This window comes from Nocardioides daphniae (genome assembly GCF_004777465.1).
GTDB classification, from domain to species: Bacteria; Actinomycetota; Actinomycetes; order Propionibacteriales; family Nocardioidaceae; genus Nocardioides; species Nocardioides daphniae.
The window spans coordinates 395,957-409,999 of the sequence record NZ_CP038462.1; the positions used below are offsets into that span (position 1 = coordinate 395,957).

Below are 14,043 nucleotides of genomic sequence, written 5' to 3' on the forward strand. Positions count from 1 at the left end.
CGCACCTCACCACTGACCACGGTGGACGACCTCGTCCACCGGCCTGCGCGGCCGCCGGGTGGGCGAGCCGCGCCGCGGTGCCTCGGCCGGGTGGCCGATCGCCACGGCGCCGATCGGGGCGTACGCCGCCGGCACGCCGAACTCGGCACGGAAGGCCTCGACCTGCTCCACCGGGATCCCGAAGAAGCAGGCGCCCAGCCCCTCGTCGACGGCGGTGAGCAACACCATCAGCGACGCCATCCCGGTGTCGACGAACCAGTACGGCGCGACCCAGCGGCCCTCGTCGCGGTCGGTCCAGCCCTTGTCGGGCTCGGCGTAGCGGTCGAGGTAGGCGTCCTTGTGGGCCAGCGGCACCACGATCGCCGGAGCGCTGCGCATGCCGCGCAGCCAGGCGTTGTCGGCGTCGGGGTCGGGCGAGGTGGCGCGCCAGAAGCGGGCGACGTCGTCGGGGGTGTCGAGGCGCAGGAAGGCCCAGCCCTGCGAGAAGCCGGCGCTCGGGGCGCGGGTCGCGTGGTCGAGCATCCGGTCGAGCGCCGCGGGCGGCACGGGCTCGGCGGTGAACGAGCGGACCATGCGTCGGCGGCGTACGACCTCGCGGAACTCCATGCGCCCATCCTCGCCGATCTCGGATCCGAGACTCCGGGCGTGGCCCCGGTCGTTGACCGACGGGGCGGCGGAGGGTTGGCTGTGCGCATGAGGTCGAGGCGCATGGGGTCAAGCGCATGAGGTCGAGCGCATGAGGTTCGAGGCGATGTGGAAGGACCTGGCGCCGCTGGGTCGCGCGGCGCACGGGGGCTACTTCCGCCAGCCCTTCACCGCCGTCGACCACGAGCTGCGGCACTGGTTCCGCACGGCCGCGGAGGACCGGTCGATGACCGTCGAGGAGGACGACTTCGGCAACCTCGTCGCCTGGTGGGGCGGTGTCGCGACCGCCGAGCGGCCCGGGCTGCTGACCGGCTCGCACCTCGACTCGGTGCTCGACGGAGGGGCGTACGACGGCCCGCTCGGCGTGGTCTCCGCGTTCGCCGCGGTCGACCTGCTGCAGGCGCGCGGCGTGGTGCCGATCCGCCCGCTCGGGGTGGCCGCCTTCGCCGAGGAGGAGGGGTCGCGTCGGGGTGGCCTGCCTGGGCTCGCGGCTGGCCACCGGCGCCTGGTCGTGGGAGGAGGCCCGCAAGCTGCGTGACCGCGACGGGGTCTGGCTGCGCGACGCGATGGCCTCGGTGCTGGCCCACCCGGGTGGCACCGACGCCGACCACCTCACCCGCCGTGACCCGCACGAGCGGCGACGCGCGTGGGTGGCGCGCGTGGCGGCGTACGTCGAGCTCCACGTCGAGCAGGGACGCGACCTCGTCGAGCGGGGGGCCGCGGTCGGGCTCGGCAGCGGGATCTGGCCGCACGGGCGCTACCGCTTCGACTTCACCGGGCAGGCCAACCACGCCGGGACGACCCGGATGGAGGACCGCCACGACCCGATGCTGACCTATGCGATGACCGCCCTGGCGGCCAACAAGCAGGCGCGGCTGGGCGGTCACCGGGCCACCTTCGGCCGGATCGAGGTGGCGCCCAACGGCACCAACGCCGTGCCCTCGCGGGTGACCGCGTGGCTGGACGCGCGCGCCGCGACGACGCCCGCGCTGCAGGAGCTGGTGGCGACCGTCAGCGACCAGGCCGAGCAGCGGGCCGGGCGCGACGGCACCGCGCTGGTCGTCACGCCCGAGTCGGTGAGCGCGGAGGTCACCTTCGATGCGGCGCTGACCGAGCTGGCGGGGGAGGGCCACCGGTGGCCGGTGATCCCGACGGCGGCCGGCCACGACGCCGGCGTGGTGGCGCAGGCCGGGGTGCCGACCGCGATGCTGTTCGTCCGCAACCCGACCGGGATCTCGCACTCGCCCGACGAGCGCGCCGAGACCGAGGACTGCCTGGCCGGCGTCGAGGCGCTGGCCGACGTGCTGGAGCGGTTGCTGCGGTGAGCGGCGTGGGGCGGTGAGCGAGGCGTACGTCCTGGAGCGGGCGTGGGTCGACGGCGCGGTGCGCGACGACGTGCTGGTCGAGGTGGCCGGCGGGCGGTTCAGCCGGGTCGAGACCGAGCCCTCGGGGGAGGGCGACACGTCCCGGGCGGGCGCGACCCGGATCGAGGGGCTGGTCCTGCCGGGGCTGGCCAACACGCACAGCCACGTCTTCCACCGCGCGCTGCGCGGGCGTACGCAGCGGGGGCGCGGCAGCTTCTGGACGTGGCGCGAGCAGATGTACGACCTGGCCGCGCACCTCGACCCCGACCAGCTGCACGCGCTGGCGCGGGCGACGTACGCCGAGATGGTCGCCGCGGGTATCAGCTGCGTCGGCGAGTTCCACTACCTGCACCACCGGCCCGACGGTGGGCCCTACGACGACCCCAACCTGCTCGGACATGCGCTGGTCGCGGCGGCGGTCGACGTCGGCCTGCGGATCACGCTGCTCGACACGGTCTACCTGTCGGCCGGGTTCGGCCAGCCGGTCGAGGGGGTGCAGCGGCGCTTCAGCGACGGTGACGTCGACGCGTGGGCGACGCGGCAGGCGGCGATGCAGGCCTCGCTCGTGCCCCGGACAGACTCGCGCAGCGGCACCGCCATCCACTCGGTGCGGGCGGTGCACCGAGACCAGCTGGCCGACGTCGTGGCGGCCGGGGTCGGGCGGCCGCGTCACGTGCACCTGTCGGAGCAGGTCGCCGAGAACGAGACCTGCATGGCGGCGTACGGCGCCAGCCCGACGCACGTGCTGCACGCGGCGGGGGTGTGGGGGCCGCTGACCAGCGCCGTGCACGCGACCCCCTGACGGCGGGCGACATCGCGACCCTGGGTGACTCGCGGGCGTTCGTGAGCTTCTGCCCGACGACCGAGCGTGACCTGGCCGACGGCACCGGGCCGGCGCCGGCGCTGCGGGCGGCGGGGGCGCGGTTGACGTTGGGGTCGGACAGCCATGCCGTGATCGACCTCTTCGAGGAGATGCGCGCGGTCGAGCTGGACGAGCGGCTGGCGACCCGCACCCGCGGCCACTTCACGGCCGCCACGCTGCTCGAGGCGGCGACCACCACCGGGCACGGGAGCCTGGGGTGGGACGACGCGGGCGCAATCGCGGTCGGCCACCGTGCCGACCTGGTGGTGCTCGACACCGCCTCGCCGCGGACGGCGGGCACGGGCGCCGACGAGCACACCGCGGTCTTCGCGGCGACGGCCGGCGACGTACGCCGCGTGATGACCGACGGGGTGTGGCGCTTCACCGGTGACCCCGGCGAGGTGGCCGCCGTCGGGCAGCGGCTGGACCGGGTCATCGCGCAGGTGTGGGAGGGCGTCGGATGAGCACGACTTCCATGAGCACCGTCGTCACCGGGATCACCGAGCTGGTCACGAACGATCCTGCGCGCGACGGGCTGCTCGGCGTGGTGGCTGGGGCGGCGCTCGTGGTCGCGGGCGACCGGGTGGCGTGGGTCGGCCCGGAGGCCGAGGCGCCGGCGGCGGACCTGCGCGTCGACCTGGGCGGTCGCGCCGTGGTGCCGGGCTTCGTCGACTCGCACTCGCACATGGTCTTCGCGGGTGACCGCGGTGAGGAGTTCGCGGCCCGGATGGCCGGGGAGCCGTACGCCGCCGGTGGCATCCGCAGCACGGTGGCGGCGACCCGGGCGGCGAGCGACGAGGTGTTGACGGCGCAGGTCGCGCGGCTGGTGGCGGAGATGCGACGGCAGGGCACGACGACGGTCGAGATCAAGAGCGGCTACGGGTTGAGCGTGCGCGACGAGGCGAGGAGCCTGGCGGTGGCGCGGCAGTTCACCGAGGAGACGACCTTCCTCGGGGCGCACGTGGTGCCGACGGGGGTGACGCCGGAGGCGTACGTCGCCGAGGTGACGGGTCCGATGCTCGCCGCGGCCGCCCCGTGGGCGAAGTGGATCGACGTCTTCTGCGAGACGGGTGCCTTCGACGTCGACCAGGCGCGTGAGGTGCTGGCCGCGGGGGCGGCGGCCGGGCTGCGGGGGCGGCTGCACGCCAACCAGCTGTCGGAGGGCGGCGGGGTGCAGCTGGCCTGCGAGCTGGGGCTGGTCGCGGTCGATCACTGCACGTACCTCTCGGAGGCCGACGTCGCCGCGCTCGCGGGCTCGGGCACGGTGGCGACGCTGCTGCCGGGTGTGGAGTTCTCGACGCGGCAGCCCTACCCGGATGCGCGGCGGTTGCTGGCCGCCGGCGTACGCGTGGCGCTGGCCACCGACTGCAACCCAGGCTCGTGCTTCACCTCGTCGATGCCGTTCTGCGTGGCGTTGGCGGTGCGGGAGATGGGGATGACGCCGGAGGAGGCGCTGTACGCCGCCACGGCCGGCGGTGCCGCGGCGCTCGACCGCGACGACGTCGGCTGGTTGGGGGTGGGGTCACAGGCGGACTTCGCGGTGCTGGACGCGCCGAGCCACCTGCACCTGGCCTACCGGCCGGGCGTGCCGCTGGTGAGCCAGACGTGGGTGGGCGGGCGGCCGGCCTGACCGTGTCCCTGCGTGCTTTGCCGTTACCGCGCTGAGTCGAGGATGCGCCGGGTGGTGGCTCGGTCCGGGGTGGAGGCGTTGACCGCGAAGTCGCCCGCGTAGGCGCACCCCGACCAGGACTCGCCGCCCTGCCCGTCGTCGCCGGCCGTGATCACGTCGGGTCCCACTGCCGCGTCGAAGGTCGCGGAGCCGTAGAACGCGACGCCGACCGCGTCCGGCGCACACGGGTCTGTGCCGGGCGGTGCCCACCGTTCGAACTGCCACTCGCAGTCGTCCATGTCGAGCCGCTGCCAGTCACCCGGCACGTCGACCTCGACGCTTTCGTAGGCCAAGGTCTTCCACCCTCCGGGCTCGACCCGGTCGTCGACCACGCGTGCGTGGGGCTCGCGCACCTCCCACCAGACCAGCGCGGCGACGAGCAGCAGCCCGCCGAAGACGCAGACCCCTGCGACGATCGCGGTCCGACGTAGGGCGCGGGTCTTCTCCATGCACGTACGACGTCGCGCGCAGGCAGGTGGTTCCCGCGGGTGGAGCCGGGTCGGTCAGATCGCGGCAGGTGTCAGGTCGGTGGTGCCGTGGCGGTCGCGTCGGAACCGTTGTCCGTGGGGTGAGGTCCACTCGAAGACCCCGTTGGCTGGGGAATCGAGGCGCCAGCCGGTGTGGGTCTTGAGCCGGTGGTGGCCGCGACACAGGGTGGCGAGATTCTCGGTGACGGTGTGCCCTGGTTGTGGTCTGCCTTCGGCTGTCGCGTCGTGGTCGAACGGGACCACGTGGTCGACGTCGCAGCGGCGGCTGGGCCGGGTGCAGTGCGGGAAGACGCAGGTCTCGTCGCGGAGCAGCACCTGCCGGCGGAGCCGGTCGGTCGGTTCGTAGCGCTCAGTCGCGAGGGAAGAGTTGAGGTCGACCACGGGGAGGATCCGCACGTCGGTGTGGGAAGTGCCGACCCAGCGACGGACCTGCTCGAGCAGGACGAGTCGCTGGCGGTTCTCCAGGTGGCCGGTCGCGCCGAAGGAGAGCGACCCGTCGGGCTCCACGTTGGCGGTGAAGTGCAGCTGCAGGTCGACGCGGCGCGCGGTGGTCCGCTCGACGGTGCTGTCGCCAGCACCTGCGCCGGCGAGGTCGAGCGCGGTCTGGTGCCGTGCCAGCTCGCCGAGGGCGAGCGAGCGGCGTACGTCCAACGACTCCTCGCAACCTGCCGCCTTCAACCCCGCCGCACCCGCCGCGACGGCCTGCTCCAGGTCCAGGGCATCGGCGATGTCGAGCTCGGCGTGGACCTGCATCGTCTGGGCGAACGGATCGCGCTCGCCGACGATCGTCACGTGGCGGGTGTCGGAGGGCGCGTCGTCGTCCCCAGCGGTCGCGAGGCCGTAGAGCTTCATGGCTCGTTCGATGAGCCGGTCGATCGCAGCGCGACCCATCTTCTCGATGAAGGGCGCGACCTGGGAGTCGATCCACGCGACGCCTTCGGCAGGCAGCGCCGGGTAGGCGTGGATCGTGGCCTCGGCGACGAGCCGGGCTCGCCATACCGGCACCTCCCCGGCCGTCAGCCGTGCCCAGAGCTTGGGCAGGCGGTGGGCCAGCTCGAGCGCGTGTCCGATCAGCTTCTTCGCTGCGTCGGTCGACAACCCCAGCGCGCCGCCCAGCTCGGCGACTGCGTACTCGTTGACCTCCGGCGTCCCGTCACCCGAGATCGGCTCGAAACCGACAGGCGAGTGGAAGACCGCGGCGTCCGCACCGTCCTCCCGGGCCGGGTGCGCAACCGCCCACTCGTACGCGATCACCATGACGTCTGCCTCGGCGCGACGGACGGCCGCACTGCGCTCACGCGCCAGTGCAACCAGGTCGCGGGGAGTCGCCATCGATTCGAACATACATTCGATTCTAGGGGGCTGTCCGCGACTGCGACAGCCACCATATGGGTGATCCACCGAAGCTCGCAGAGGGTGGTCCGCCATCACATCTGAGGTACCCACCACCCACATCTAGGGCATCACTCCGATGTCCGCCCCTACCTCAGGCGACGAGTCTCGAGTCATCGAGGCGCACCGGCGCCGAGCAGGAAAGGGAAGACGATGGAGATGAACGAGACCACCTACCGCGTGGAGATCAACGACCGCGCCCGCCGCATCCGCGAGTCGTGGGGCACTCGGCGCCAGCAGCGCAAGGTGGCAGCCGCCCGCCGCTGGCAGGGACCGCTCCGTGGCGCAAACGAGATGCGCTGAGGCCGCGGCCCCGTCAAGATGGAGGACGTGTCAAGCAGTCGTAGCGCCCCGTTGGTCGGACGCGTGGCCGAGCTGGAGGACCTGGAGTCCCGGCTCGGCCTCGCCATGTCCGGCCCGGCCGACCCCGAGACGCGCGCGCTGCTGCTCGGGGGCGACGCCGGCGTCGGCAAGACTCGCCTCCTGACCGAGCTGCGCGACCGGGCCGTCGCGCGCGGCTGGCACGTTGTCGCCGGCCACTGCGTCGACCTCTCCGACGCCGCCCTGCCTTACCTCCCCTTCAGCGAGGTCCTGGGCCGTCTGGCCGCCAGCCACCCCGAGGTCGTCGAGGCGACCGCAGCCGACCATCCCCTGCTGCGCCGGCTCGAGCCCGGGCGACGGGTCAGGTACGCCGACGGCGACGGCGGCGAGAGCCGGCTGGAGCGCGCCGACCTCTTCGAGGGCGTACGCGTGCTGCTCGCCCGCGTCGCCGAGGTCGCCCCGCTGCTCGTGGTCGTCGAGGACGCGCACTGGGCCGACCAGTCCACCCGCGACCTGCTCACCTACCTCTTCAGCCGCGACGTCGGCGGCCCGCACGCCCTCGTCGTCTCCTACCGCCGCCGACGACCTGCACCGCCGTCACCCGTTGCGCCGTCAGGTCGCCGAGTGGTCGCGGCTGCGGGTCGACCGTTTCCAGCTCGACCCGCTGGACGCCGGCGAGGTCCGCGACCTGGTCCGCGCGCTCCGCCCCGCGCAGCTCACCGGCGCCGACCTCTCCGAGGCCCAGGTCGCCGACATCGTGGCCCGCGCCGAGGGCAACGCCTTCTTCGTCGAGGAGCTGGTGGGCGCTGCCGCGACCTGCGACGGCGTGCCCGGCGAGCTCGCCGACGTGCTCATGGTGCGCCTCGACGGGCTCGACGACGACGCGCAGCAAGCCGTGCGTACGGCCGCGGTCGCCGGCCGGCGGGTCACCCACGGCCTCCTCGCCACCGTCTCCGGCCTCGCTCCCGAGCGGCTCGACCGCGCCCTGCGCGAGGCCGTCGAGCGCCACGTCCTCGAGCCCGGCGGCGGAGACTCCTACTCCTTCCGCCACGCCCTGCTGGCCGAGGCCGTCTACGACGACCTGCTCCCGGGCGAACGCATCCGGCTGCACGCCGCGTACGCCCGGTGCCTGGCCTCCGGCGACGTCGTCGGCACCGCGGCGGAGCTCGCCCGCCACGCCCGGCTCGGCCAGGACCTGCCGACCGCCCTGGCCGCCTCGATCGAGGCCGGCGACGAGGCGATGCGCGTCGGCGGGCCCGACGAGGCCGCGCTACACTACCAGCAGGCGCTGGAGCTGGTCGACCACCCGTCGCTGCGCGACGCCGACGTCGACCGGGCCGACCTCACCATCCGTGCCGCGCGGGCCCTGACCGGTGCCGGCCACACCGAGCGCGGCAACGCGCTGCTGCGGGCCACGATCGCCGCGTTGCCCGCCGACGCCTCCGCCGTCGACCGGGGGCTGCTGCTCTCCGAGCTCGCGATGGGACTCTTCCTGGCTGATCTCGGGGACGAGGACGTCGCCCTCGCCGCGGAGTCGGTGGAGCTGCTCGCCGGCGGCAGCGAGGTGCAGCTCGCCCGGGCCATGTCGACGCAGGCGCGGATCCTCTCGGGGCACCGCCGCGAGGCCGAGGCGCGGGAGGTCGCCACCACCGCGCTGGCGATGGCCCAGCGTCTCGACATGCCGCGGTTGAGCACCGACCTGCTCACCACCATCGCCGGGCTGCGGGTCTACCAGCTCGGTGACGACGTGCGCGACGCCTTCTCCGAGGCCGTCGTCCATGCGCGGACCACCGGCGCGGTCAACGCCGAGCTGCGGGCGCTCTACGGCCTCGCCCGGCTGCACCAGGACCGCGCGGAGTTCGACGAGGCGATCGCCGTCTTCGACACGGCCCGAGCGCGGGGGATCCAGGCCGGCACGCGCTGGGCGCCGTACGCCTTCGACGCGCTCGTGATGACCGTCCAGGTCCTGCTGGCCCAGGGTCGCTGGGACGAGGCACTGGCCCGGCTCGACGCCGAGGAGCGCGCCCCGTCGGCGCTGCTCGACGGGGTGCTGCGGATGCTCCGGCTGCTCGTCGCGGCCCCTCGGGGCGAGGAGGGCGCGCAGGCCGAGGGGGCGGCGCTGCACCGCTTCTGGCAGGAGGAGAACGTGGTCGGGCTCCACGTCGCGGGGGCCGAGCTCGAGCTGGCCGAGCAGCGCGCCGACGCCGCTGCCGCGTTGGCGACGTACGACGAGGTCGTCGACGTCATCGGCACCACCTGGCGCGAGCTCTTCCAGGCGCGGCTGCGTCTGGCTGCCCTGGCGCTCGGCGTGCTCGGCACCGCCGCTCGCCAGCAGAGCGCGGTCGAGCGCGCCGTCCACGGGGAGCGCGCTGCCCGCCTGCTCGACGACGGACTGCGCGTCTGCGCCAACGACCGCGCCCAGGGCGTGGTCCTCGGGCCCGAGTCGCTCGCCTGGGAGAAGCGGCTGGTCGCCGAGCACCTGCGCTGGCGGTGGATCGCCCAGTCCGAGCCGCCCTCCGCCGCCGAGCTGCGGGAGGCGTGGGAGGAGGCGGTGGCCGCCTTCGAGGCCTACGGCGCCGTGCACGAGCTGGCCCGCGCCCGAGCACGCCTCGTCGAGGTGCTGCTGGCGCAGGGCGAGACCGCCGCGGCCGGAGCGCTGCGCGACCAGGTCGCCGCGACCGCGCGCGAGCTGCGTACGCCTGCCCTCCTCAACGGACTCGGCGTCGCGCCCGGCCGGGGGCCCCGGGAGGCGCGACCGGCCAGCGCGCTCACCGCGCGCGAGCGGGAGATCCTGGCGCTCGTCGCCCAGGGGCGCAGCAACGGCGAGATCGGCAGCCAGCTCTTCATCGCGACCAAGACGGTCAGCGTCCACGTCTCCAACATCCTGGGCAAGCTCGGGGCGACCTCCCGCACCGAGGCAGCCGCGGTGGCGCGCCGCGAAGGCCTGCTCGACTGAGCTGGCCGGCTCGTCCCCGGGATGCTCGTTTCGGAGGCGTCGGGGTCGCTGCGGCACAATCGCCGGGTGGTCGACACCTTCCGCTGCACGGCAGCCGCCCGCGAGTCCGGAGAGCCGATGGTGGGCACCGCGCCGACCGACGCGACCTACCTGCTCGTCGAGTACGCCGGGGCCTGGGGCCGCAAGGCGCTCGCCGAGTCGCGCCTGCCCGACGCGGTGAAGGCCCACCTCGACTCCGAGGCCGGGGTGCGGGTCCTGCTCGTACGCCGTCACGGCGGCCTCAGCGGGCCGGGCGTCCGGGTCTTCGCCGTCCAGGTCGAGCCTGCGTCGACGCGCATCGAGACCACCGTCCTCGACGACGCCGAGGCGCTGCTGGGCGTCGACGTCGCACTCCTGGCCCGCGGCGAGCTGCCCGGCTGGGAGGCGTACGACGGCGAGCTGCACCTGGTCTGCACCAACGGTCGGCGTGACCTCTGCTGCGCCGAGCTGGGCCGCCCGGTGGCCGCCGCGCTGAGCGCGCGCTGGCCCGCGTCGACCTGGGAGGTCACCCACCTCGGCGGGCACCGCTTCGCCCCGACGCTGCTGAGCTTCCCGAGCGCCGTCTGCCTGGGTCGCCTCGACGCCGAGTCGGCCGTGCTGGCCGTCGAGGAGCTCCAGGCCGGCCGCCACCCCGTCGGCTTCACCCGGGGCCGGGTCGGCGTGCCCGAGGCCGCCCAGGTCGCCCAGGTGCACGTCGTCGAGCAGACCAGCCTCGACCGGCTGGGGGAGGTGCGGGTGCTCGGTGAGGACCGCGGCCTCGTCCGGGTCGACGCCGACGGCGAGCAGTGGCAGGTCGCGGTGAAGGCGTCGAGGTCGGCGCCGCGGCGGCAGAGCTGCGGCGAGACCTTCGAGAAGCCCGCCACGGTCCACGAGGTCCTGGCGGCAGGGCCGGTCGCCTGATGCTCGACCGCCTCCGCGCCCTGCGGATGGATACCACGCCCGTGCGCGAGCACCGCGACTTCCGCCTGCTCCTGGTCTCCGGCACCGTCTTCCTCTTCGGCGCGATGATCACCTACGTCGCGATCCCCTACCAGGTCTACGCGCTCACCGGCTCCAACCTGATGGTGGGCATGATCGGTCTGGTCGAGCTCGTCCCGCTCGTCGTCTTCGGCCTGTGGGGCGGCGCGCTCGCCGACCACTTCGACCGCCGGCGGCTGCTCATCACCGCCGGACTGGCCCAAGCCGTGCTCGTGGCCGTGCTCGCCGTCAACGCCTTCCTCGACGAGCCGAAGATCTGGCTGATCTTCGTGCTCGGCGCGCTGCTGACCTCTGCGAGTGCCCTCCAGCGCCCCAGCCGCGAGGCGCTCATGCCACGCACCGTGCGGCACGACCAGATCGCTGCTGCCCAAGCCCTCACCTCCTTCGGTGCCCAGATGGCGATGCTCGCCGGACCGCTCGTCGGCGGCCTGCTCATCGCCTACGTCGGCATCGGCTGGTGCTTCGTCATCGACGTCGTCGGCATCACCGTCGCCGCCCTGATGTTCGTGGCGATGAAGCCCTACCCCCACACGGTCGAGACCACCCCGCCCAGCCTCCGCTCGATCGCCGACGGCATCGCCTACGGCGTACGTCGTCGCGACCTGCTCGGGACGTACGCGGTCGACCTCGCCGCGATGTTCCTCGCGATGCCCGTGGTGCTCTTCCCGGCGCTGGCCGAGGAGGTCTACGGGGACCCCGAGGTGCTAGGGCTGCTCTACGCCGCCGGCACCGTCGGCGCCGTCCTGGCCACCGTCACCTCCGGCTGGATCACCCGGGTGCACCTGCACGGGCGCGCGATCGTGGTCGCCGCGATGGTCTACGGCGGCTTCATCGCGTTGGCGGGACTGGCTCCGAACCTCTGGGTCGCTCTCACGTTCTTCACCCTGGCAGGGGCCGCCGACATGATCCGGGATCTTCCGCGGCACGGTGTGGAACCAGACCATCCCCGAACACATGCGCGGGCGGCTGGCCGGGATCGAGATGCTCTCCTACTCGCTCGGCCCGCAGATGGGCCAGGTGCGCGGCGGCTTCGTCGCCGACGCGTGGAGCCCGCGTGCGGCCGTGGTCAGCGGCGGGCTCGCGTGCGTGGGTGGCGTCGCCGTCACGGCGCTCTGGCTGCGCGACTTCTGGACGTACGACGCCCGCACCGACGAGCACGCCGTCGCCGAGCGCGAGTCGCGGATCCGGGTCGCGCAGGGCTGAGCTCGCGGCTGAGCGCGCTGGGCTGAGCTCGCGGCCGAGCGAAAGTGCACACCTGACGTCGGGGTTGTGCCGCGCAGACGCCGGGGTGGAACAATGGCCGCGACCTGCACGACGCCGAGGAGCCCAGACGTGACCGACCGCCCCACCCCGATCGGGGAACGCCCCGTCCTGGCCGGCCTGCTCGCCCTCACCGGCGTCGCGGTCGTCGTCGGGCTGCTGGCCGGTCTCACGCTGCTGACCGGCACCAAGATCCTCGGGATCGGCGGCGGTGGCGGTGGCTCCGCCTCCGGCCAGGCGTCGGCGGGCGAGACCCTCTACCTGCCCGACCCGGTGGAGACCTCCGGCCCCGACGGCCCGCTCATCACCCTCGACGTCGACCCCACCTCGGCGCCCACGGGCGACGAGGACGAGGCCGAGGAGAAGCTGTCGGAGGAGGAGCGCGAGAAGCAGCGCAAGAAGCGCGAGGCCGAGCGCGAGAAGATCACCCTCTCGGCCGGTCAGTCGTCGGTGTCGGCGATGCAGCGCATCGACCTCACCGGCACCTACCCCGCCGGCAGCGGCGCGATCCTGCAGGTGCAGCGCTTCGAGAACGGCGCGTGGGCCAACTTCCCGGTCACCGTCTCGGTGAACAACGGCTCCTTCGGCACCTACGTGATGACGGGCCAGAGCGGCGAGACGCGCTCCGGGTGCTCGACACCGACTCGGGCAAGGCGTCCAACGTCGTCACCGTGACGATCGGCTGACCTAGACGCCCGCGGCGCGCCGCCGCACGTCGACCTGGTGCGTCCACCAGCCGACCCACCCGGTGCCGAGCGTCATCACGACGCCGAGGATGACGGCGACGACGCCCAGCGGCGCGACCGCGGCGATGGCGCTCACCAGGAGCGGCCCTCCGCTGATCCCGACGTCGCCCATCAGGCGCCACCCGCCGAGGAACTGGGCCCGCCCCTCGACCGGCGCCACGTCGGCACCCAGGGTCATGTTGATGCCCGAGCTGAGCCCGTTGCCGGCCGCCATCAGCACCATGACGGCGGTCATCGAGACGATGCCGCCCGCCAGCGGCAGCACGAGTAGGGAGAGCGCGCCGGCGACGATCACCGGCAGGGCGACGACCATCCGGCCGTAGGTGTCCATCAGCCACCCGCCCGGGTAGACGAAGGCGATGTCGACGAGCGCAGCCGCCGCGAAGACCAACGAGGTCTCGGTGGGGCTCATCCCGATGTGGTCGGCCCACAGCGGGAAGAGGCTGGTGCGGAAGGCGCGGCAGGCGCCGATCAGCAGGATCGCGGAGCCGAGCGTGAGCAGCGTACGCCGGTGGGCGACGAGCACGCTGACGACCGACAGGTGACCGGTGCTCTGGGCGACCTCACGGCCGTCCTGCCCCAGGTCCGGCATGAGGCGGGCCATCAGCGCGCTGGAGGCCGACATGGCCGCGCCCAGCACGAAGGCCGCCGGGAGGCCGAAGAGCGCCACCGCGCCCGCGCCGAGCAGGGGGCCGAGGAAGAGGCCGACCCGGTGGCTGCCGCCGAGGCCGGCCATGGCGCGGGCCATCATCTCCTTGGGCACCGCGTCGATCATGAAGCCCTGGCGGGCCAGCAGGAAGGCTGACCAGCTCAGCCCGCTGACGATGATCGCCAGCGAGAGGCCCCACAGGGTGGGGGTCAGGGCGGCGGCCAGCATCGCGGCGCCGTCGACGAACCCGACGATCATCAGGGTGCGGCGCTCGCCGATCCGGGCGATCAGGGCGCCGGCAGGCAGCGAGCCCAGCAGCATGCCCAGGCCCAGCAGCGCCACCACGGTGGCCGCCGTCGGCACGTCCGCGCCGAGCGCGCGGGCGTGCAGCGCGATCATCGGCGCGATGGCGCCGTGGCCGATCGAGTTGACGATCGTGGGCCCGTAGGCGACCAGGGCGACGTCGCGGATGCGGAAGTCGGGGCTGGTCGTCACCCGGTCATTGTTCCTGCGGGGTGGGTGGCTGTCGGCGGGCGGGGGTCCCGCCACTGGTCACCTGGTGGCCGCGCACGGGCCGGTGACGGCCACCAAGTGACCACTGTGGGCCTGGAGAGCCAGCAGGGGCCCGTGACCACCGTCACCCGGAATCTCCTTCTGAAGCGGAACAACACCCT

At 73.8% G+C, this 14,043-nt stretch carries 14 protein-coding genes and 1 pseudogene; 11 read left to right on the forward strand and 4 right to left on the reverse strand.

What is annotated here, in order from left to right:
* Window positions 1–6 precede the first annotated feature (6 nt).
* A complete protein-coding gene (locus tag E2C04_RS01950) occupies window positions 7–606 on the reverse strand; it encodes a nitroreductase family protein (protein ID WP_135831331.1) in 600 nt (199 codons plus the stop codon).
* 130 nt (window positions 607–736) lie between these two features.
* On the opposite strand from E2C04_RS01950, the gene E2C04_RS19075 reads away from it, so the two are divergent.
* From E2C04_RS19075 to hutI, 5 genes are read left to right on the forward strand one after another with little or no spacing between them, the layout of a single operon-like run.
* Entirely contained in the window at window positions 737–1,183 is a 447-nt protein-coding gene (locus tag E2C04_RS19075; protein WP_238694395.1) for a M28 family peptidase, read from the forward strand.
* Complete coding sequence (locus E2C04_RS01955; protein ID WP_238694396.1) at window positions 1,116–1,970, forward strand: M20/M25/M40 family metallo-hydrolase; 855 nt, start codon at window positions 1,116–1,118, stop codon at window positions 1,968–1,970. The genes E2C04_RS19075 and E2C04_RS01955 overlap by 68 nt, the downstream gene beginning before the upstream one ends.
* A 13-nt stretch (window positions 1,971–1,983) precedes the next feature.
* Complete coding sequence (locus E2C04_RS20615) at window positions 1,984–2,811, forward strand: formimidoylglutamate deiminase (protein ID WP_275106547.1); 828 nt, start codon at window positions 1,984–1,986, stop codon at window positions 2,809–2,811.
* Between the two features lie 41 nt (window positions 2,812–2,852).
* Entirely contained in the window at window positions 2,853–3,335 is a 483-nt protein-coding gene (locus E2C04_RS20620; protein WP_275106548.1) for an amidohydrolase family protein, read from the forward strand.
* 11 nt (window positions 3,336–3,346) lie between these two features.
* Complete coding sequence (gene hutI, locus E2C04_RS01965; protein WP_135833608.1) at window positions 3,347–4,501, forward strand: imidazolonepropionase; 1,155 nt, start codon at window positions 3,347–3,349, stop codon at window positions 4,499–4,501.
* 23 nt (window positions 4,502–4,524) lie between these two features.
* On the opposite strand, the gene E2C04_RS01970 is transcribed toward hutI, so the two are convergent.
* A complete protein-coding gene (locus tag E2C04_RS01970; protein WP_135831332.1) occupies window positions 4,525–4,989 on the reverse strand; it encodes a hypothetical protein in 465 nt (154 codons plus the stop codon).
* A 54-nt stretch (window positions 4,990–5,043) separates the two neighbouring features.
* Window positions 5,044–6,360 carry an HNH endonuclease signature motif containing protein gene (locus E2C04_RS01975; RefSeq protein WP_135831333.1) on the reverse strand — a complete coding sequence of 439 codons (1,317 nt, stop codon included), beginning with the start codon at window positions 6,358–6,360 and terminating at the stop codon, window positions 5,044–5,046.
* A 219-nt stretch (window positions 6,361–6,579) separates the two neighbouring features.
* Here E2C04_RS01975 and E2C04_RS17550 point away from each other — a divergent pair, with 219 nt between their 5' ends.
* The 6 genes and pseudogenes from E2C04_RS17550 (at window position 6,580) to E2C04_RS02000 (ending at window position 12,649) form a co-directional block, all read left to right on the forward strand.
* Window positions 6,580–6,723 (forward strand): hypothetical protein, encoded by a 144-nt coding sequence (locus E2C04_RS17550; RefSeq protein ID WP_158630556.1) that lies wholly within the window; start codon window positions 6,580–6,582, stop codon window positions 6,721–6,723.
* A 105-nt stretch (window positions 6,724–6,828) separates the two neighbouring features.
* Window positions 6,829–7,221: pseudogene (locus E2C04_RS21760) on the forward strand (ATP-binding protein); the annotation flags it as partial.
* Between the two features lie 124 nt (window positions 7,222–7,345).
* Window positions 7,346–9,697, forward strand: coding sequence for a helix-turn-helix transcriptional regulator (locus E2C04_RS01985; RefSeq protein ID WP_135831334.1), 2,352 nt, complete (start codon window positions 7,346–7,348; stop codon window positions 9,695–9,697).
* A 66-nt stretch (window positions 9,698–9,763) separates the two neighbouring features.
* Window positions 9,764–10,636, forward strand: a complete 873-nt coding sequence (locus E2C04_RS01990) for a sucrase ferredoxin (RefSeq protein WP_158630557.1) — start codon at window positions 9,764–9,766, stop codon at window positions 10,634–10,636.
* On the forward strand, window positions 10,636–11,943 hold the full coding sequence (locus E2C04_RS01995) for an MFS transporter (RefSeq protein ID WP_238694397.1): 1,308 nt from the start codon (window positions 10,636–10,638) through the stop codon (window positions 11,941–11,943). The genes E2C04_RS01990 and E2C04_RS01995 overlap by 1 nt, the downstream gene beginning before the upstream one ends.
* A gap of 103 nt (window positions 11,944–12,046) precedes the next feature.
* Window positions 12,047–12,649 (forward strand): hypothetical protein, encoded by a 603-nt coding sequence (locus E2C04_RS02000; protein ID WP_135831336.1) that lies wholly within the window; start codon window positions 12,047–12,049, stop codon window positions 12,647–12,649.
* A gap of 12 nt (window positions 12,650–12,661) precedes the next feature.
* On the opposite strand, the gene E2C04_RS02005 is transcribed toward E2C04_RS02000, so the two are convergent.
* A complete protein-coding gene (locus E2C04_RS02005; protein WP_135831337.1) occupies window positions 12,662–13,864 on the reverse strand; it encodes an MFS transporter in 1,203 nt (400 codons plus the stop codon).
* Window positions 13,865–14,043: the final 179 nt, after the last annotated feature.

Bases quoted from the DNA above. Each gene is read 5' to 3' on its own strand.
- E2C04_RS01950 (WP_135831331.1), bottom strand. From the start codon at position 606: ATGGAGTTCCGCGAGGTCGTACGCCGCCGACGCATGGTCCGCTCGTTC.
- E2C04_RS19075 (WP_238694395.1), top strand. From the start codon at position 737: ATGAGGTTCGAGGCGATGTGGAAGGACCTGGCGCCGCTGGGTCGCGCG.
- hutI (WP_135833608.1), top strand. From the start codon at position 3,347: ATGAGCACCGTCGTCACCGGGATCACCGAGCTGGTCACGAACGATCCT.
- E2C04_RS01970 (WP_135831332.1), bottom strand. From the start codon at position 4,989: ATGGAGAAGACCCGCGCCCTACGTCGGACCGCGATCGTCGCAGGGGTC.
- E2C04_RS01975 (WP_135831333.1), bottom strand. From the start codon at position 6,360: ATGGCGACTCCCCGCGACCTGGTTGCACTGGCGCGTGAGCGCAGTGCG.
- E2C04_RS17550 (WP_158630556.1), top strand. From the start codon at position 6,580: ATGAACGAGACCACCTACCGCGTGGAGATCAACGACCGCGCCCGCCGC.
- E2C04_RS01995 (WP_238694397.1), top strand. From the start codon at position 10,636: ATGCTCGACCGCCTCCGCGCCCTGCGGATGGATACCACGCCCGTGCGC.